The sequence below is a fragment of the Pseudomonas sp. ChxA genome, from assembly GCF_030263855.1.
Lineage (GTDB): Bacteria > Pseudomonadota > Gammaproteobacteria > Pseudomonadales > Pseudomonadaceae > Aquipseudomonas > Aquipseudomonas fluorescens_CB.
In genome coordinates, this window is sequence record NZ_JARPMK010000001.1 from 3,169,546 (window position 1) to 3,187,074 (window position 17,529).

General features: G+C 58.4%; 13 protein-coding genes. 7 read left to right on the top strand and 6 right to left on the bottom strand.

What is annotated here, in order from left to right; genetic code table 11:
- The gene (locus P5706_RS14095) at window positions 1-2,106 is read right to left on the bottom strand and encodes a M10 family metallopeptidase C-terminal domain-containing protein (protein WP_285679597.1); all 2,106 of its coding nucleotides are present in this window, start codon (window positions 2,104-2,106) and stop codon (window positions 1-3) included.
- Window positions 2,107-2,475: 369 nt separating this feature from the next.
- The gene (locus tag P5706_RS14100) at window positions 2,476-3,591 is read right to left on the bottom strand and encodes a Gfo/Idh/MocA family protein (RefSeq protein ID WP_285679598.1); all 1,116 of its coding nucleotides are present in this window, start codon (window positions 3,589-3,591) and stop codon (window positions 2,476-2,478) included.
- A 374-nt stretch (window positions 3,592-3,965) separates the two neighbouring features.
- Between P5706_RS14100 and P5706_RS14105 the strand changes: the two genes are divergently transcribed.
- The 5 genes from P5706_RS14105 (at window position 3,966) to P5706_RS14125 (ending at window position 9,328) form a co-directional block, all read left to right on the top strand.
- Window positions 3,966-5,018: a WD40/YVTN/BNR-like repeat-containing protein gene (locus tag P5706_RS14105; RefSeq protein WP_200434155.1), complete on the top strand. Its 1,053-nt coding sequence runs from the start codon at window positions 3,966-3,968 to the stop codon at window positions 5,016-5,018.
- 15 nt (window positions 5,019-5,033) lie between these two features.
- The gene (locus P5706_RS14110) at window positions 5,034-7,409 is read left to right on the top strand and encodes an efflux RND transporter permease subunit (RefSeq protein ID WP_200434154.1); all 2,376 of its coding nucleotides are present in this window, start codon (window positions 5,034-5,036) and stop codon (window positions 7,407-7,409) included.
- 125 nt (window positions 7,410-7,534) lie between these two features.
- Window positions 7,535-7,831, top strand: a complete 297-nt coding sequence (locus P5706_RS14115) for a DUF5629 family protein (RefSeq protein ID WP_200434153.1) — start codon at window positions 7,535-7,537, stop codon at window positions 7,829-7,831.
- On the top strand, window positions 7,818-8,993 hold the full coding sequence (locus tag P5706_RS14120; RefSeq protein ID WP_285679600.1) for a lactonase family protein: 1,176 nt from the start codon (window positions 7,818-7,820) through the stop codon (window positions 8,991-8,993). Before P5706_RS14115 ends, P5706_RS14120 begins: the two co-directional genes overlap by 14 nt.
- A 155-nt stretch (window positions 8,994-9,148) precedes the next feature.
- Complete coding sequence (locus tag P5706_RS14125) at window positions 9,149-9,328, top strand: hypothetical protein (protein WP_106580498.1); 180 nt, start codon at window positions 9,149-9,151, stop codon at window positions 9,326-9,328.
- Window positions 9,329-9,386: 58 nt separating this feature from the next.
- Here P5706_RS14125 and P5706_RS14130 read toward each other — a convergent pair whose 3' ends face one another.
- The 3 genes from P5706_RS14130 to P5706_RS14140 are packed head-to-tail and all read right to left on the bottom strand — an operon-like array spanning window position 9,387 to window position 14,853.
- On the bottom strand, window positions 9,387-9,980 hold the full coding sequence (locus tag P5706_RS14130) for a glutathione S-transferase (protein WP_285679602.1): 594 nt from the start codon (window positions 9,978-9,980) through the stop codon (window positions 9,387-9,389).
- On the bottom strand, window positions 9,977-13,615 hold the full coding sequence (locus P5706_RS14135; RefSeq protein WP_285679603.1) for an AAA family ATPase: 3,639 nt from the start codon (window positions 13,613-13,615) through the stop codon (window positions 9,977-9,979). The genes P5706_RS14130 and P5706_RS14135 overlap by 4 nt, the downstream gene beginning before the upstream one ends.
- A complete protein-coding gene (locus P5706_RS14140) occupies window positions 13,612-14,853 on the bottom strand; it encodes an exonuclease SbcCD subunit D C-terminal domain-containing protein (protein ID WP_285679605.1) in 1,242 nt (413 codons plus the stop codon). The genes P5706_RS14135 and P5706_RS14140 overlap by 4 nt, the downstream gene beginning before the upstream one ends.
- A 261-nt stretch (window positions 14,854-15,114) precedes the next feature.
- Here P5706_RS14140 and P5706_RS14145 point away from each other — a divergent pair, with 261 nt between their 5' ends.
- Entirely contained in the window at window positions 15,115-16,071 is a 957-nt protein-coding gene (locus P5706_RS14145; RefSeq protein WP_285679606.1) for a hypothetical protein, read from the top strand.
- Window positions 16,072-16,180: 109 nt separating this feature from the next.
- On the opposite strand, the gene P5706_RS14150 is transcribed toward P5706_RS14145, so the two are convergent.
- Window positions 16,181-16,480, bottom strand: a complete 300-nt coding sequence (locus P5706_RS14150) for a DUF6124 family protein (RefSeq protein WP_285679607.1) — start codon at window positions 16,478-16,480, stop codon at window positions 16,181-16,183.
- Between the two features lie 430 nt (window positions 16,481-16,910).
- Between P5706_RS14150 and P5706_RS14155 the strand changes: the two genes are divergently transcribed.
- Entirely contained in the window at window positions 16,911-17,477 is a 567-nt protein-coding gene (locus P5706_RS14155; RefSeq protein WP_285679608.1) for a hypothetical protein, read from the top strand.
- Window positions 17,478-17,529: the final 52 nt, after the last annotated feature.

Consider the following 17,529-nt stretch of genomic DNA (forward strand, 5'->3'; position numbering starts at 1 on the left):
TCAGCACTCGTCGTCGTTGCTACGGTTAAGGCCAATCACATCCTGACTATTGATCGGCTTGAAACTTTTGATCAAAAAGTCAGACTGGCGATTTCCCGTCATATCGACACCCACGTAGTACTTTTTGGTGGCCGGGTAATAGTCAATAATGGTCTCGCCAATTTGGCCTGTGTAATACTTGACTAAGTTGAGGGGCACTTGGGCTTTTTTACTCATAACGGTTAAGTCGATTTTGTCTTTGCCGGTTTTGAAATCCATCAGCATGTCAGCATTGTGGTAAGGCGAGTCAGTGACGGCTTCATAGTTGAAAGTGTTGGCCCCTGCGTTGCCTGTCAGTTTGTCTGCACCGGCTCCGCCAGTCAGAACGTTATTGGCCGCGTTTCCGGTGATATGGTCATGGCCTCGGCCGCCCCTGGCATTTTCAATAAGTGTATGTTTGCTGATGCTCACATTGTCGACCAGGCCGCCAACGCTGGAGCGTGAGCCCGGCATAAGGTTGATGCGTTGGTTGTGGTCGAAACCTGAAAAGTCCAAGGTGTCATTACCTTTAGAATCGGTCACGGTGAAAGCAGGTTTATCGGTGGAAGAGGTCAGCTGCATGCCAGGCTTAGTGGTCGTGGCGTTGAACCCGTAGACGGTATCATCGGTATCAACGGTATTGCGTAATACGAGTGGGAGTAGGGTCAGTGTAGGCGCTGGCTTTTTATTAATGGGCCAAGGCGCCGGGTTGGGCGTTGGCTGAGGGGTGGGTGATGCCGTCAGTGATTGTGAACCCGCCTTAATCAAAATGTCGTCGGGCTTAATTGGATTTTTGCTCAAAATCAACAGCACGGACTTAGCATTGCCACTCACATCAAGAATCAACCTGTGCATCTTGATGTTTTTATCATAGTCCAGCAGCAGTTCGCCTTTGCGCCCGCTCAGCTTGCCGGCTTGATAAGTGGGAGCGCTGGTGAATATGGGTTTTGATATACCCGCGTCTTTCAGCACCTTGGAAAGATCAATTTTGTCGACACCACTGACGAAGTCGTTAAGCTTGTCCGGGTTTTGTGGCAGCGAGTCACTGACCCCGTTGTAGACAAATGTATCAGCACCGCCGCCGCCGTACTGCGTGTCGCCGCCGGCGCCGCCGGTGAGGCGGTTACCGACCTGATTGCCGATCAGCACATCACGCCCTGAGCCACCGATGGCGTTTTCTACCACAACGCCCTTGGCGATAGACACATTACCTTTCCTGTCGCCGACGTCTGAAAGAGACTCGGCATTCAGATTGATCTTCTGGTCTTGTGCGTAACCGGAAAAATCCAGAGTGTCGATACCCCCGTTGTCCCAGGCGCAAAAGGCCGCCAGATCGCTGGAGGAGGTCAGACTATAGTAGTCACGCTCGGCGTTGGCGTTGAATCCATAAGTTGTATTACCCCTTCGTGTATTGTTATTGGCGCCGTAGAGTTTTTGAGTACCTGCAATGTCGCCCATCATTGGAGTGGAGGTGCTTTCCGACCATCTAAAGCCTTTTTCGTCAGGGCGCGCCCACCAATTAGTCGTGTAGGACATGGCGGTGTGAGTTTTATTGTTCTCGGGATACTGACCCTGCGGATGGTCGAGCCCCAGGCTATGACCGATTTCGTGAATCATTGACGAGTTTATAGGTAAGCCTTTTTCACCCACTCCGATCGCGATGCTCATGCTGCTGGTATCACCAGCCGGCAGGTTGGCGACACCGCCCACCCCGGGGCTGCCTTGTACTAATATGGAGGCGTCCGCGCCTTTGCCGTTCTCGATAAAGGTCACCTTGGCGACATCTTCCCACGCGCGAATTGAATCTCTGAATGCTTTTTTTCTGCCCTCGCTGAACTCCATTGCTCCATTTTTTTTGCGCCAGACATGATCTGGATTGGACAAATCAATAAACTTATAGGCGATCGTTATCTTGCCATCGCCGTTTGTATCGACGATTTTAAATCTTCTACGGGTCAAATCTTTTGCAACTTTATCTGAGGCTGAAGGGGGGGCAGGACTGTTAACTGTCGACGCGGTCGTATGATCGGGTGCAGGCAGGGATGCGTTAAGATTTAACAGAGCAGGTGGGCTGGGTCGAATGTTCAATAGGTTAAAGCTCGATTAGTTTATAAGCGGCCAAAGTAGTAAGTAATTTGAAGAGGCCGGGCAATAAAATGAGGGGTTTTCGCAGAGGGTGCAAGCAGGTAAATATTTCGCTGTGTGAGTTATTTGTTTAGGGTGTTTCGAGGTGTAAGGGGGGTGTTGAATGTTGATATTATTGCGCGTGAAAGTGAATAAGTGAGGGGTCGAATAGAGGCATGTAGTTGGGCGAAAAGTGACAGGATTAGCCAATCATGTTTACCCATCACCGCGTAATGGTTTCGTCCGCTTGGGCTCAAGGTGTAAGTAGCTGAGTTTGATAATGGGTGGGCATGCACGGTGCACACCCACCAGGTTGGCTAGGGCTGGCGCAGTTTAAAGCGCCCCTACGTTGACCCAGCGTTCTTCTTGAGCCGCCAGGCGAATCGCCGTTGCCACCCGCTCGACCGCCCAGGCACCGTCAAAGTCGGTACCGTGCGCGCCTTGCCCCGCCAGCGCCATGATCAATTCCTGTACTTCCAGAGTCTTCAGCTCGTTGTAACCCAGCTGATGCCCGGCGGCCGGGCTGAACGCGGCATAGCCGGGCAGCGCAGGGCCAGCGAGTAAACGCTGGAATCCGTCTTGGCCGGCGCGGCATACACGCAGTTCATTCAAGCGCTCCTGATCGAACGCCAAGGTGCCTTGAGTGCCGCTGATTTCAAAACTCAGGTGGTTCTTGTAGCCATGCTTGAGCCAACTGCTGCTCACGGTGCCACGGGCACCATTGGCGAAGCGCAGCAGGGCATGCACCTGGTCATCCACCGCGATCGATTTAAGTTCGCTGCTGCCTTTGACCGCAGGGCGTTGGGCATGCACGGTGTGCGTGTCGGCACACACGCTTACCACGTCGCCCACCAGATAACCCGCCATCGACAACAGGTGGCTGCCCAGGTCCGCCAGCGCGCCACCGGCATGTTCCACTTCACAGCGCCACGACCAGGGCGAGGTCGGGTCGGCCATGAAGTCTTCGCTGAACTCGCCCTGGAAGCTGATGATTTCGCCCAGCTCGCCGTTGGCAATCATCTGCCTGGCCAGGCCAATCATCGGGTTGTGCTGGTAGTTGTAACCAACACGCGTGACCACGCCAGCCGCACGTGCGGCGCGGCGCATGGCGTCGGCCTGCTCCAGGCTGACGGCCAAGGGTTTTTCGCAATACACCGCTTTGCCCGCCGCAATGGCCGCCATGGCCATGGGGTAGTGCAAATGATTGGGCGTGGTGATTGCCACTACGTCGACGTTCGGGTCATTGACCAGCGCCTGCCAGTCACCGTGGGCCTGGGCAAAGCCCCAGGCCGTGGCGCAACGCTGGGCGCGTTCGGTGTCGGCATCGGCCAGCGCCGCCAGCTTGAGGTGTACCGGCAGTTCGAATACCGCGCGGGCATTGTTGAACGCCAACGCATGGGCGCGCCCCATAAAGCCTGTGCCGATCAAGCCGATTCCGAGTTCACGCATCGCCGTGGTCCTTTGGATTATTGTTGTCAGGAAGGCTATTAATGGAATAAAAATTCCCTAATTTCAAGAGATGGAATAAAAATTCATTAAACTCGCTCCTTCCCACGCTCCGCGTGGGAATGCAGCCAGGGACGCTCTGCGTTCGCTCTCGCATTCCCACGCAGAGCGTGGGAACGAGCATCAGTCTGGCTAATGCAGGCATATTCAGGCCAACGCCAAACACCCTCAGTTAACAAAAGATAACGTAGCGCCGATTGTCAGACGATTCCAAAGCCCGATAGGATGGCCCTGCTTCCTCCAGGCGCTCTAGATTGCAGGTTTCAGAGCCCAGGAAGGCGAGACCACCTAACAATAATAAATGGGGAGAAAGGTCTATGAGTGAGCCTGTCATGGGTTGGGCTGTTTGCCGCCCGCGCGCCGCACGCAGGGTTGCGATGCTGGCCACAGCGCTCTCGCTGCTTGGGGTGTTGTCCACCCCCGCGTTGGCAACCGGCGACACCAGCAGCGCACAGCCGGTATTTGCAATTGAGTCTCCCAAGGCCGCCAAAGGCCTGATGATCGATGTCGTGCATGCCGGCAAGCGCCTGGTAGCGGTCGGCGATCGCGGGCACATCCTGTATTCCGATGACCAGGGCAGTACCTGGACCCAAGCCAAAGTGCCAACCCGGCAACTGCTGACGGCGGTGTATTTTGTCGATGACAAACACGGTTGGGCGGTGGGCCATGACGCACAGATCCTGGCCAGCACCGACGGTGGCGCCACTTGGGCTCAGCAATACCAGGACCTCAAGCGCGAAGCGCCATTGCTCGACGTGTGGTTCAAGGATGCCGAACATGGCCTGGCCGTGGGTGCCTACGGTGCGTTGATCGAAACCACCGACGGCGGCAAAACCTGGGACGACGTGAGCGATCGCCTCGACAACGAAGACCAGTTCCACCTCAATGCCATCGCCGCTATCAAGGGCGCGGGCCTGTTTATCGTCGGCGAGCAGGGCAGCATGTTCCGCTCCAGCGACGACGGCCAGATCTGGGAAAAACTCGAAGGCCCCTATGAGGGCTCGCTGTTCGGCGTGATCGGCACCGCCCAGCCGCAGACCCTGTTGGCTTATGGCCTGCGCGGCAATCTTTACCGCTCGACCGATTTTGGCAGCACTTGGGAGCAGGTCGAATTGAATGCGGCGCGTGGTGCCCTGGAGTTTGGCTTGTCGGGTGCGACGTTACTCGATGACGGCGCCATCGTGGTGGTCGGCAACGGCGGCAGTGTGGTGATCAGCCACGACGACGGCCAGACCTTCAGCGTGTTCAACCGCCCGGACCGCATTTCACTGTCGTCGGTCACGGCGGCGGGCAATGGCAACTTGATTCTGGCGGGGCAGGGCGGCGTTCGTGTTGCCAAGCCAACCGGCGCTGAACTCGAAAAACAATAAGAAGGCGGGGAAAGAATGAGCAGTCATCACAACGATAAAGCGACCTTTCTTGAGCGCCTGATCTTCAACAACCGCCCGGCAGTGATCGTGATCTGCCTGCTGGTGAGCATTTTCCTGTTCTGGCAGGCGACCTTGATCCGCCCGTCCACCAGCTTTGAAAAGATGATCCCCCTCAAGCACCCCTTCATCGAAAAGATGATGGAACACCGTAACGACCTGGCGAACCTGGGCAACACCGTGCGCATCTCGGTGGAGGCCAAGGATGGCGACATCTTCTCGAAGGAATACATGGAGACGCTGAGGCAGATCAACGACGAGGTGTTCTACATCTCCGGCGTCGACCGCTCGGGCCTCAAGTCGCTGTGGAGCCCCAGCGTGCGCTGGACCGAAGTCACCGAAGAGGGGTTTGCCGGCGGTGAAGTGATCCCGCAAAGCTACAACGGCTCGCCGCAAAGCCTCGACCAACTGCGCAACAACGTGCTCAAGTCCGGCCAGGTCGGGCGTCTGGTCGCCAACGATTTCAAGTCGAGCATCGTCGATATTCCGTTGCTCGAGTCCTACCCCGACCCGCAGGACCAAGGCAAGCTGCTGGCTCTGGACTACCGCAAGTTTTCCCATGAACTCGAAGACAAGATCCGCGACAAATTCGAAGCCCAGAACCCCAACGTTAAAATCCACATCGTCGGGTTTGCCAAGAAGGTCGGCGACCTGATCGACGGCCTGGTGATGGTGGTGATGTTCTTCGGCATCGCGTTTGTGATCACCTTGATCCTGCTGCTGTGGTTCACCAACTGCCTGCGCAGTACCGTCGCGGTGTTGAGTACCACGCTGGTGGCGGTGATCTGGCAATTGGGGCTGATGCACTTTTTCGGCTTTGGCCTGGATCCGTATTCGATGCTGGTGCCGTTCCTGATCTTCGCCATCGGTATTTCCCATGGTGTGCAGAAGATCAACGGCATCGCCCTGCAATCCAGCGAAGCGGATAACGCCCTGACCGCCGCGCGGCGCACGTTCCGGCAACTGTTCCTGCCCGGCATGATTGCGATCCTCGCCGACGCCGTGGGCTTCATCACACTGCTGATCATCGATATCGGCGTGATCCGCGAGCTGGCCATCGGTGCGTCCATCGGCGTGGCGGTGATTGTGTTCACCAACCTGATCCTGCTGCCGGTGGCGATTTCCTATGTCGGCATCAGCAAGCGCGCCATCGCCAAGAGCAAAAAGGACGCGCACCGCGAACACCCGTTCTGGCGCCTGCTGTCCAAATTCGCCAGCGCGAAAGTCGCGCCAGTTTCGATTCTGCTTGCGCTGGTCGCCTTCGGCGGCGGCCTCTGGTACAGCCAGAACCTCAAGATCGGCGATCTGGACCAGGGCGCACCGGAACTGCGCCCGGATTCGCGCTACAACAAAGACAACAACTTCATCATCAGCAACTACTCCACCAGCTCCGATGTGCTGGTGGTGATGGTCAAGACCAAGGCCGAAGGCTGCTCGCGTTATGAAGCCATGGCGCCCATCGACCAACTGATGTGGAAGATGCAGAACACCGAGGGCGTGCAGTCGGCGATCTCGCTGGTGACCGTGTCCAAGCAGATGATCAAGGGCATGAACGAGGGCAACCTCAAATGGGAAACCCTGTCGCGCAACCCAGACGTGTTGAACAACTCCATTGCCCGCGCCGACGGCCTGTACAACAACAATTGCTCACTGGCGCCGGTGCTGGTGTTCCTCAACGACCACAAGGCCGAAACCCTCGACCGCGCCGTGCATGCGGTGCAGGACTTCGCCAAGGAAAACAACAAAGACGGCCTGGAATTTATCCTCGCCGCCGGTAACGCCGGGATCGAAGCGGCCACCAACGAGGTGATCAAGGAGTCGGAGCTGACCATCCTGATTCTGGTGTACCTGTGCGTGGCCACCATGTGCATGATCACCTTCCGCTCTTGGGCGGCGACCCTGTGCATCGTGTTGCCGCTGGTGCTGACCTCGGTGCTGGGCAACGCCCTGATGGCGTTCATGGGCATCGGCGTCAAGGTCGCGACCTTGCCGGTGGTGGCGCTGGGCGTGGGGATTGGCGTGGACTACGGCATTTACATCTACAGCCGCCTGGAAAGTTTCCTGCGTGCCGGCCTGCCGTTGCAAGAGGCCTACTACCAGACGCTCAAGTCCACCGGTAAAGCTGTGCTGTTCACCGGCCTGTGCCTGGCCATCGGTGTGTGCACCTGGATCTTCTCGGCCATCAAGTTCCAGGCGGACATGGGCCTGATGCTCACCTTTATGCTGCTCTGGAACATGTTCGGTGCGCTGTGGCTGTTGCCGGCACTGGCGCGGTTCTTGATCAAGCCCGAGAAGCTGGCGGGGCAGAAGGGCAACTCGCTGTTTGCGCACTAACGGTTTAACGGCCGTACTCAGTCAACCTGTGGGAGCGGGCAAGCCCGCTCCACATTAATTGCAGGTCCAACCTATAGGTTACGGCGTGGGCTATCATTGGCACTTTCCCCAAATGATTGACTCCCATGACTGCCGACACCGCTACCTTGCTCGATGCTTTTGAAGACTGCCAGATGGTCGAAATTGATGGGCTGCACACCTTTGATTTCAGCTTGGATGACCAGAAACTGTTGATCATTTGCATGGACGGTCGCGCCGAAAAGCGCTGGAGCTTCAGCCTGGAGCAAGTCAAAGCGGCCACCTTTGATGACACGTTGCAAAGCTGGACCCTTACCGGTGACTCGGGCGAGCATCGCCTGGTCTGCATGAGTGGCGTCACCGGCAACAATAATGACGAGGACGAAGCGGATGATGATGCGTAAATTCTGGCCCCTGCTGATGGCGGGCAGTGTTGGTGCGATGTCGGTGCAAGCCGCTCCGGCCGACACCTATGAACTGCTGGTGGGCAGCTACACCGCCGGCACCAGCGAAGGTATTTACCGCCTGCAGTTTGACAGCCGTACCGGCCAGTTCAGCGGTAAACCGGTACTGGCGGCCAAGGCGGCCAACCCCTCGTGGCTGACGATCTCCAAAGACCAGAAGCACCTGTTTGTGGTCAACGAGAACGGCCCAGGGCAAAAAGATCCGGTCGGCCGCGTCAGCAGCTACAGCATCGACCCGCACAGTCACCAGCTCACCCTGATCAATCAGGTGCAAAGCCTGGGCAACGAGCCCACCCATTCGAGCCTGGCTGCCGATAGCCGTTACCTGTTCGTCGCCAACTATTCGGTGCTGGAAGATCCGGGCGGCAGCCTGGCCGTGCTGCCGGTGGACGCCAATGCCAAGCTGTCGGCGCCGGTGCAATTGAGCGGGCACCCGGCCAGCCGCGTGAACCCAGAGCGTCAGGCCTCCAACCACGTCCACTCGGTGGTGTCGTCGCCGGACGGCAAGTATGTGTTTGTGCAGGACCTGGGCGCCGACAAGGTGTTTGCTTACCACTACGACCCCAAGGCCAGCCACGAACTGCCATTGACCCCAGCCGATCCCGCCTTTGTGCAATTGCCACCGGGCAGCGGCCCGCGTCACCTGTTGTTCAGCGCTGATGGCAAGCATGCCTGGCTGACCACCGAGATGAGTGCCCAGGTCGCGGTCTACGATTACAACGATGGCAAGCTCAGCCAAACCCAGTTGGTCGATTTTGCCGCCGGGCAGCCGGTTTCGGACAAGGCCGGTGCGGCCGTACACGCCTCCAGCGACGGTAAATTCCTGTACGTGAGCAACCGTGGTACGGCCAACCAGATACTGGTATTCAGCATCGACCCGGCCACCGCGCACCTCAAGGAACTGCAACGCCGTTCCGTGGAAGGCGACCACCCGCGCGAGTTCAGCCTGGACCCGAGCGGCAAGTTTTTGCTGATCGCCAACCAGAAAAGCAATGAAATCGTGGTGGTTGAACGCGACCCCAAGACCGGCCTGCTAGGTAAAACCGTGCAGAAATTGCCGATCGATGCCCCCAGCGACCTCAAGTTCCTGGTGCGTCAATAAGCCACAGGCCCCGCAATGCGGGGCCTGACTCTTTGTATTAATTGTATTAATAGCGGCTACTGTTTCAAAGCATTACCAAGGTTCAGTCCTCGGGCGTAAGTTTGGTTCCAAGGCCTTCCCGGCCACCTAACCAAACGAACACAAGGGTTACCGCCATGAACTTGAACCTCTTCTCCATCATTGCCGCTTCCGCTGTTTCCGCCACCGTGGCACTGCCTGCTGCCGCCAGCGTGGAAGTCTCCGGCAAAAAATCCAACACCACGGCCTACACCCAGAAATACCTGCAACAAAGCGCTAACTTCTATGCCGCACTGGATCACAAAACCCAGCACTGACTGCCAGGCAACACAGATCAAATGGGGGAGCCAGCTCTCACATTTGATTGTGTGAATCTCAGGGTTTTGCCATGACCGCCACAAACAACGGCGATTCCAGAAAGCGCTGTAGCCAGGCCTGTAACCGGTGATACGGGGTACAAGCAAACCACTCGCGATCCACATGTGCAAACTGGCGCACAAACGGCGCCAGTGCCACATCGGCCAGGCTCAAATGCTCGGCCAGCAAAAAATCCCGCCCCGCCAGCAAAGTGTCCAGCTTCTGCAAAAACACCTCGCCCTCAGCCCGATAATGTTCCATCGGCTGCTCCGGGTAGCGCTCGGCGTACTTGTATCGATTTAAATGATGTTTGAACACCTGGTCATTCTCGGCAATCAGCGCCTGAACCCTCGGGTCGCCCTGCAGCGACCAATTATCAGGGTCATGCTGCGCCAGTGCCCATTGCATGATCTCCAGGCTTTCCTCGATCACCCGGCCGTTCACACACAGCACCGGCACCGTGCCTTTGGGTGACAGCGCGAGCATCTCGGCCGGCTTGGCCTTAAGGCTCACCTCGATGATCTGCACGGGCACGCCCGAATAGCGCAAGGCCAGGCGCGCCCGCATGGCATACGGGCAGCGCCGAAACGAATACAGCAACGCTTCGCTCACTTGACCTCCAGCGTGCTCAAGCCATTGCCCTGGCGCTTGACCTGGATCTGCACCGGAATGCGCTCATGCATTTCCTGCACGTGGGAGATCACTGCCACCTTGCGGCCCTGGGCCTGCAAGCCGTCCAGTGCGTCCATCGCCAACTGCAGCGATTCGGGGTCCAGGCTGCCAAAACCTTCGTCGATAAACAGCGACTCGATCTTCAAGGTGCTGGACGCCATCGACGCCAGCCCTAACGCCAGCGCCAGCGACACCAGGAACGTCTCGCCACCCGACAGCGAATGCACCGAGCGCAATTCGTCGCCCATCTCTGTGTCCATCACCAACAACCCCAACATGCTGCCGCCGCGCTTGAGGCGATAACGGCGTACCAGCTGGCGCAACTGCACGTTGGCGTGGTGTACCAGCAGGTCGAGGTTGTAGGCCTGGGCGATCTTGCGGAACGTGTCGCCGGTGGCCGAGCCGATCAGCGCATTCAGCCTTGCCCAGCGCTGCCACTCGTCATAGGCCTTGGCGATATGCTCGCCGAGTACATGGTTGGCGTCCTGGCGACGCTGGTCTTCAGACTGCCGCGCGCGTAATTCGGCGCAGCGGCTGTCGCCCTCGGCCAATTGCTGATTAAGCGTGGCGAGACTGCTGCCCAGCTGTTCGGCGTCCAGGTTGCCATTGTGCAAGGCCTGGTGTTCGGCCAGGCGTTGTTCGCGCTCCTGCAGCAACACCTTGGCTTGTTCGACGGCTTTTTCGCTGTGCTGCAACTGCTGGCGCAAGGCGCTGACTTGGCTGTCATCAAAGGCCAGCAAACGTGTAAGCCCGTCGTTATCCAGTTGCGGGTGCAGCGCGCGCCATTCACCCAGGCGCGCGTCGAGGGTCTGCTGCTCGGCGGTCAGCGCCTGTTGGCGTTCCTGCTGGGCCTTGAGGTCGGCGGCCAATTGGATCAAGGCATCGCGAATCGCTTGCAGCTGTTGGTTGGCGTCGCTTTCGCGTTGGCGAGCGTGCGCCACGGCCTGATCCAATTGGTGTTGCCAATGTTCGGCACTGGTGTGCTCGCCGAGCAAGGCGGTGAGTTTTTCCTGGGCCGCCTGATGCTGTGTGGTCAACTCGGTGACTTGCTGTTGCAAGGCTTCCAACTGCTGCTGGCGATGCTGCTGATGGGTCTGCTCTTTCTCGATGGCTTGCTGGCGTTCTTGCTGTTCAGCCGACTCATCACGCTGATGGCCCAACTGTTCCAGGCGCTGGCTGACGTGCTGGTCCAGCTGCATAAAGGTCGCTGCCGGTTCGCGGCGCAAACCGTCGAGGGTGTCGGCAGGTAGCAGGCCGGCAAAGGCATGCAGTTCTTCGTCCAGGCGCTCACGGTCGTTGGACAATTCGCGCTGCTGGTCCACCAGCAACTGGCGGGCTTGCTGGCTGGCATCCTGGGCGGCTTGCAGTTGTTGCTGCAAACGCCCGGCATTGTTTTGCAGGTTGAGCAGGGCGCCTTGGCGTTGCTCATCCTGGGCGATGCTTTGCGTCAACTGGTTAAGCTGCTGGCCCAGCCAGGCGCTACGCTTGGCGGCGTCCTGATTAAACAGCGAGGCCGACAACGGATGCGCTTGCAAGCTGGGGGCAAGGCCCTGTTGTTGCGTCGCCAACTGTTCCTGCTGTTGCAGGAACTCCTTTTGCTGGGCGATCAAGCCGCCCACTTCGCCACGCAGCTCGGTGAGTTTTTCTTTCAGCGTATCGACGGCTTTCTGCGCCGCAGCTTCTTCGTTTTCGTCATGGCGGCCAAGGCTTTGCAGCAAGGCTTCGGGCTGGTGATACGGGTGCTCATGGCTGCCGCACACTGGGCACGGCTGGTCGTCCTGCAACTGCTCGCGCAACTCCTCGACACTGGCACTGCGCGCCAGGCGCTGGCGTTCCAGCAGTTGCTTGGTGACCGTGAGGGTTTGTTCGGCCACCGTGAGTTCGGCCTTGGTTTGCAGGCCGGCCTGGTTCAGTTGTTCGCGTTGCTGTTGCGCGTCTGCGAGTTTTTGCGTCAGCGCGGCACTCTGTAGATCCAGCTGTTGTTGGCTGTCCCACAAACGCGTGAGGTCTTCGAAGGCGCGTTGCTGCTTGCGGTTGTCTTGCAAGAGGCCGGCGAGCAGTTGGATTTGTTCGGCCACGGCGTGCGGTTCGGCACCGGCTTCCTGGTACAGCAGGTCCAACGCTTCGCGTTGCTGGGTGAATTTTTCGGCAGCGGTGGCGGCTTTTTGTTCAAGCTGCGGCAGTTCGGCCTGGCCCTTGTTGAGGCGGTTGCCGATCAGCATCAGTTGTTGCAGGCGGTCGCGGTAGGCGGTCCAGGCGTCGCTCAGCGGTGCAAGCGCGGCGCTGCGCTCAAGTTCGGCGGCCAGGCGTTGCAGGCGCCCAGCCACTTGGGCCTGTTTCTCCAACAACCCATTGAGCAACGATTGCCCTTCGGCGCAGGCGGTTTCCTGCTGTTGTTGATCGTCGCTGCGTTTGGCCAGGTCTTTGCTCAGGTGGGTGAGGGTGCTTTGCTGTTCAACCGCCTGGCGCAGTAAAGGCACGGCGTCGGCCTGGTGTTTCAAGGCGTCAGCCAGGGCCACCTGGGCGGCGGCCTGCTGCTGTTGCGATTGTTCCTGACGTGCATGCAACGCGGTTTGTTGCTCAATGTGCTGTTGGATCTGCGCCGCGAGCGGCGTGAGCAAGGTGTCGAGTTCAGCCAGGCGTGCGAATTGATGGCGTTGTGGTGCTAACTGCTCCAGGCGGCTCAGGTCTTGGCGTTGTTGGCCTTGGCCTTCCCACTGTTGCTGGGCTTGCTGCAACTGTTCAGTGGCGCTGAGCTGGCGCTCCTGCCATTCGCGCAGTTCCTTGAGCCAGGTGTGTTGCAGCTCCAACTGCTTGAGTTGGGCCTGTTGGGTCTTGAGTTGCTGCTGCTCCTGGGCCAACTGCTGGTCAAGTTCAGCGCGGGCCTCTGGCGCCAGTGGCACCAGGCCGGTGGCCTGGTCTTGCAGCTGTTTGTGCGCGTCCCTGGCATCCTTGGCCTTGTCGAAGGCGCGGCGGCCGAGTTGGGTATACAGCGCGGTGTCGGTGAGCTTTTCCAGCAGTTCGCTGCGCTCATTGTCGTTGGCTTTGAGGAACGCGCTGAACTCACTTTGCGCCAGCAATACGGCACGGGTGAACTGCTCGAAATTCAAGCCCAGGGCCAGTTCCAGCTGGGTTTTGTATTCGGTTTTCTGGCTGGCCAGCAGTTGGTCGCTGTCCAGGTCGATCAGGCTTTGCCGGCTGTTCTGCAACTTGCCGCTGGCCTTGTCGCGAGCGCGGTTGGCTTCCCAGCGCGCGCGGTAACGACGGCCGTTGACGCCGACGAAATCCACTTCGGCATAACCGCCTCCGGTGCCACGGCGGATCAAGGTGCGCGGGTCACCGATGGAAATATCGCTGTCGGCGTCCGGCATCTTCGCCTGGCCGGTATCGCCCAGGCGCGGCACGGCGCCAAACAGTGCCAGGCACAAGGCATCGAGCAGGGTACTTTTACCCGCGCCGGTTGGGCCGGTAATCGCGAACAGCCCCGCGCTGGCCAGAGGCTCGGCGGTAAAGTCGATTTCAAACGGGCCGGCCAGGGAGGCGAGGTTTTTCAGGCGGATGGCGAGGATCTTCATGGCTGTTCGCCCTCCTGTTGCACTTCCTGGAGCAGCACGGCGAAATCCTTCAAGGTCTGTTCATCCACCTCACTGCCGTAGTTGTCCTGCCAGGCGCGGCTGAACAGCTCCTGTGGCGTGAGCTGGTCGAGTTCGACCAGATGGTCGTCGTCGGTGTCGTCGCTGCCGCGTTTGCCTGCATATTCGGCGGCGATGCGCACCAGGCGCACGGCCTTGCCTTGCAGGGCGGTTTCGATTTGCTGGCGCAGGTCCGGCTGCGGCTCGTCCAGGCGCACGCGCACTTCCAGCCAGGGATGGCGCTGGGTTTCGGCGAGCAGGTCGATGTCGGGCAAAGCCGCCAGTTGGCTGAGGATATCCGCCAGCGGTGCAGCGTCCAGACGTTGCAGGTTGACCGAACGCGGGATCAGGCGTGGTTCGACGCCCACCAGTCGTTGGCCCTGGAAGGTCACATCGAGTATCTGGTGTTTGTAGCCGATTTCGGAAAACGACAGGGGAATGGGCGAGCCGCTGTAGCGGATGCGCTCCTCGCCGTTGACCTGCTGCGGCTTGTGCAAATGGCCCAGCGCCACATAGCTCACACTGGCATCGAACAGGCTGGCAGGCAGGGCTTCGGCATTGCCGATAATCAGGCTGCGCTCGGAATCCTCGGACACCGAACCACCGGCCATGTGCGCATGGCTGATGGCTATCAACGCCTGGCCTTTTTTGCGCTTGGCATTGGCGGCTGCGATCAGCCATTCATGCACCTGGCCGATGCCGCGCAGGTAATCATCACCCAAGTGCGCACCCGTGACTTCCGCCGGGCGCAAAAATGGCAGCGCCAGGCACCAGGCGGCAATCTTGCCTTTGGCGTCGGGCAGCGGGATCAGCAGGCGCTCGGCGTCCAATTGGCCGTCATCGAGCCACAACACACGGCCCAGCGCATGGGTGCGCAAACGGCGCATCAACGGCGCGGGCAGCTCGATCCGCGAACCGGAGTCGTGGTTGCCGGCGATCATCACAATGGTGAGTTTGGGGTTTTGTTCGTGGGCGCTGATGATGAAGTCGTACAGGCGCTCCTGGGCCTTGAGCGGCGGGTTGACCGTGTCGAAAATGTCGCCGGCGATCAGCAGTGCATCCGGTTGCTCGGCGTTTAATTGGCCCAGCAGCCAGTCGAGAAAACAGGCGTGTTCGAAGTCGCGTTCCTGGCCGTGCAGGTTTTGGCCAAGGTGCCAGTCGGAGGTGTGGAACAGACGCAAGGCGAACTCCGTTAAATACAAGAGGTGAATGGCCGCCGTGAACAGAGAAGGGCGGTGAAAAGGCAGGCAGTTTACCTGTAAATACCTCGATATGCGGGCTTGTCGGGCTGCTGCGTCACGCCTGACGCGGTCACGCCTGGCGATTCACCAATCGCGCTCCTACCCTGATTTTTGTGTGGGAACCCTATGCCTGCCATTTGCCAATAGGTTTTTACCTCCAATGAATGCGAGGTATCTTTTAACCTAAGGAGTCACCACACCATGGCTATAGGTAGCATCAGCCCACCCCGTGAACCTGAAGTACAAACCCTCTCTCCAGAGCAGCTTTTCCCATCGACTGCCAGGGCGGGAGTGAATAACCCCGCTTCAACAGACGCGCTGCGTGGCGAGAAAAATAAGCATTTCGTTCCCCGCGACACTATCAAGCGCCCTCCAGGCGATATTCGTAGCGCTGAGCAAATCATTAATGACAATCCCATACTGAAAGACTTGGACACTCAAAAGGGTATTCGTCGTGACCTGGTGTATAAAATCGGCGACCAAACGTTTGTGAAAAAACCGCAGCAAGAAAACAACATCTACTTTGAAATGGCTTATGCAAAATTGGGCGATTGGTCTTCCAAGAATCCTGATCCCGAGTCCAGAGCGGATGCGGCCTACAACGCGGCCAGGGTGCTTAACTGGATTGATTCGTCTCTGACTGCGACCGGGCAAAGCCGCGGCAACGCTGCAAACAACGGTGTACTGGAGGGGTTCACCAGCAGCGGCTATGCGCTGGATGGAACACCGGCCCGCCTGTGGCAAGAATTTGCCGAGGAAGGTTATGGTGCGCTGCCATTTAATCAACGGCTGGCTCAACGCGAAGAGGGGCCGCTCACAGAAGGCCCGCACCCATCGTGGAGCGACCGGAATTTAATCGGTAAAGTGGAAACGCACTTTCGTGAATTCGCTGCCGGTGCCAATGACCGATTTGTGAATTTTCATGAGTTGCATGAGGCCGCCGGGTTGGTGCCCAGCACCAGAACCTTTTCTGCAGAGGCACAAGAGGTGGCATTGGAACTTCTGGCTCGGCCTGAGCTTTTGCTGAGTTTGGATATAGGCATTGGCGACAATGGGCCAGGCAGGAAGGATGGCCGGTTTGATATGGTTAATATCGTCTACATGTACAATCACGCCTCCAATTTGTCCCCGCTTTATGGTGCAACGTCAGTTAGTTGAGCGCTGTGTTGTGCTTTTAAGTAGCTGAGCCAAGATGCTTTAACTGAAAATCCGATGCCGGGTCACTGGCATCGGATTTTTTATTGCCCTAGGCCAGCTCCCGCAGGCGTTACGCGGCGTTCATGCACTCCAGCGCACGGTCGGCGAGGGTTTTGGCCTGGTTGACCAAGTGCTCGGTGGCGCCGGCCATGTGGCGTTCATCGCCTGTCAGCGTTTGGCGCGTGCCTGCGGCAGTGGCGGCTGCACAGCGCAGCACGTCGCAGATTTGGGCGAGGGCGTCTTCGAAGCTGAGGTCGTGATGCACGGTGAAGGACGGCGGTGCGGCGGGTTGCAGGTAGTGGCTCAGGGCGCGCTCAAAGATTTCGCGGTCGGGGGTGAAGCGGGGTGGGTCTGGGACGATTTTGGTCATGCGGATATTCCTACTGAAAAAGGAGCCATCCGGATGTCGGTCTCACTCGACAAAAGGGTGGCAGCTATGTGCAGGGTGAGAATACCGGACAGTAGGACTCCAGCCAGACCGAAGTCTGCCTGCACACAGCCGCCATAGAGCAGGTTGCTCGCGGTTGCGGCGCTTGGCGCCTACTGGTTCACAGGTTCTCACACCCGATCGCTGATATGCAGCGACGGAGCGAAGGCTAGCCAGTGAAGTGAGCAGACGCAAGGCCCAAGGATTGTCTAGGAAACTTCCCGCAAATTAAAGGGATATGGACTGCTGGCCTTTAATAACGCGAAACAATCCTTGCAATCTAGACGGAACTGGGCGCCTGACGGGTGACAACTACCTTGTGTACCCCCGCTTCGCGGTGGCCTCTCTCTGCCTATTTTCAAAGGTTATTCAGATGCTTAATTTTTCTTTTGGTTTTCAATTGATCAGGCCTTTATTTGAGCAATTGCTAAGTCCTGCACACGTCACTGTGGCGCTCTCTACGTCTTCAGTTGCCACCACCGGTGAAAAAGCCTTGGGCAGCGTTCCCACGCAGAACGTCCCGCGGCCCGAGAATGATCGTCGAACCGCCGAGCAGATCATTCTCGACAACCCCATTTTAAAAAAACTGGGGTCTCAAAAAGACATCCACCTGGCACTCATTAAGGAACGCCTGGGTGATTGGACCGCCAGCAACCCTGATCCGGCGTCGAGGGCGGACGCTGCCTACAATGCTGCCCGGGTTCTCAACTGGATTGATACGTCGTTGACCGCTGTCGGCGAAGACCGTGGTCACTACTCGAACAATGGGGTTCTGGAGGGCTACACCAGCAACGGTAACGCCGCATTCGGCACGCCAGCCGGGGCATGGGAGGGTTTTATTGAACAGGGCTACCACGCTCTGAACCGCGACCATCTGCTGGAATGGACCAATGACGCTAACGTGACCGCTGAAGGCAACTACCGCGACACTTATCGTTAACGTTTGACTGAGGCTTGACTGCCGTTTAAGCCATGCCCACACAAGCCAGCTT

Coding starts and splice junctions, on each gene's coding strand:
- P5706_RS14135 (WP_285679603.1), bottom strand. CDS start 13,615: ATGAAGATCCTCGCCATCCGCCTGAAAAACCTCGCCTCCCTGGCCGGC.
- P5706_RS14105 (WP_200434155.1), top strand. CDS start 3,966: ATGAGTGAGCCTGTCATGGGTTGGGCTGTTTGCCGCCCGCGCGCCGCA.
- P5706_RS14120 (WP_285679600.1), top strand. CDS start 7,818: ATGATGATGCGTAAATTCTGGCCCCTGCTGATGGCGGGCAGTGTTGGT.
- P5706_RS14115 (WP_200434153.1), top strand. CDS start 7,535: ATGACTGCCGACACCGCTACCTTGCTCGATGCTTTTGAAGACTGCCAG.
- P5706_RS14155 (WP_285679608.1), top strand. CDS start 16,911: ATGCTTAATTTTTCTTTTGGTTTTCAATTGATCAGGCCTTTATTTGAG.
- P5706_RS14110 (WP_200434154.1), top strand. CDS start 5,034: ATGAGCAGTCATCACAACGATAAAGCGACCTTTCTTGAGCGCCTGATC.
- P5706_RS14145 (WP_285679606.1), top strand. CDS start 15,115: ATGGCTATAGGTAGCATCAGCCCACCCCGTGAACCTGAAGTACAAACC.
- P5706_RS14100 (WP_285679598.1), bottom strand. CDS start 3,591: ATGCGTGAACTCGGAATCGGCTTGATCGGCACAGGCTTTATGGGGCGC.
- P5706_RS14150 (WP_285679607.1), bottom strand. CDS start 16,480: ATGACCAAAATCGTCCCAGACCCACCCCGCTTCACCCCCGACCGCGAA.
- P5706_RS14125 (WP_106580498.1), top strand. CDS start 9,149: ATGAACTTGAACCTCTTCTCCATCATTGCCGCTTCCGCTGTTTCCGCC.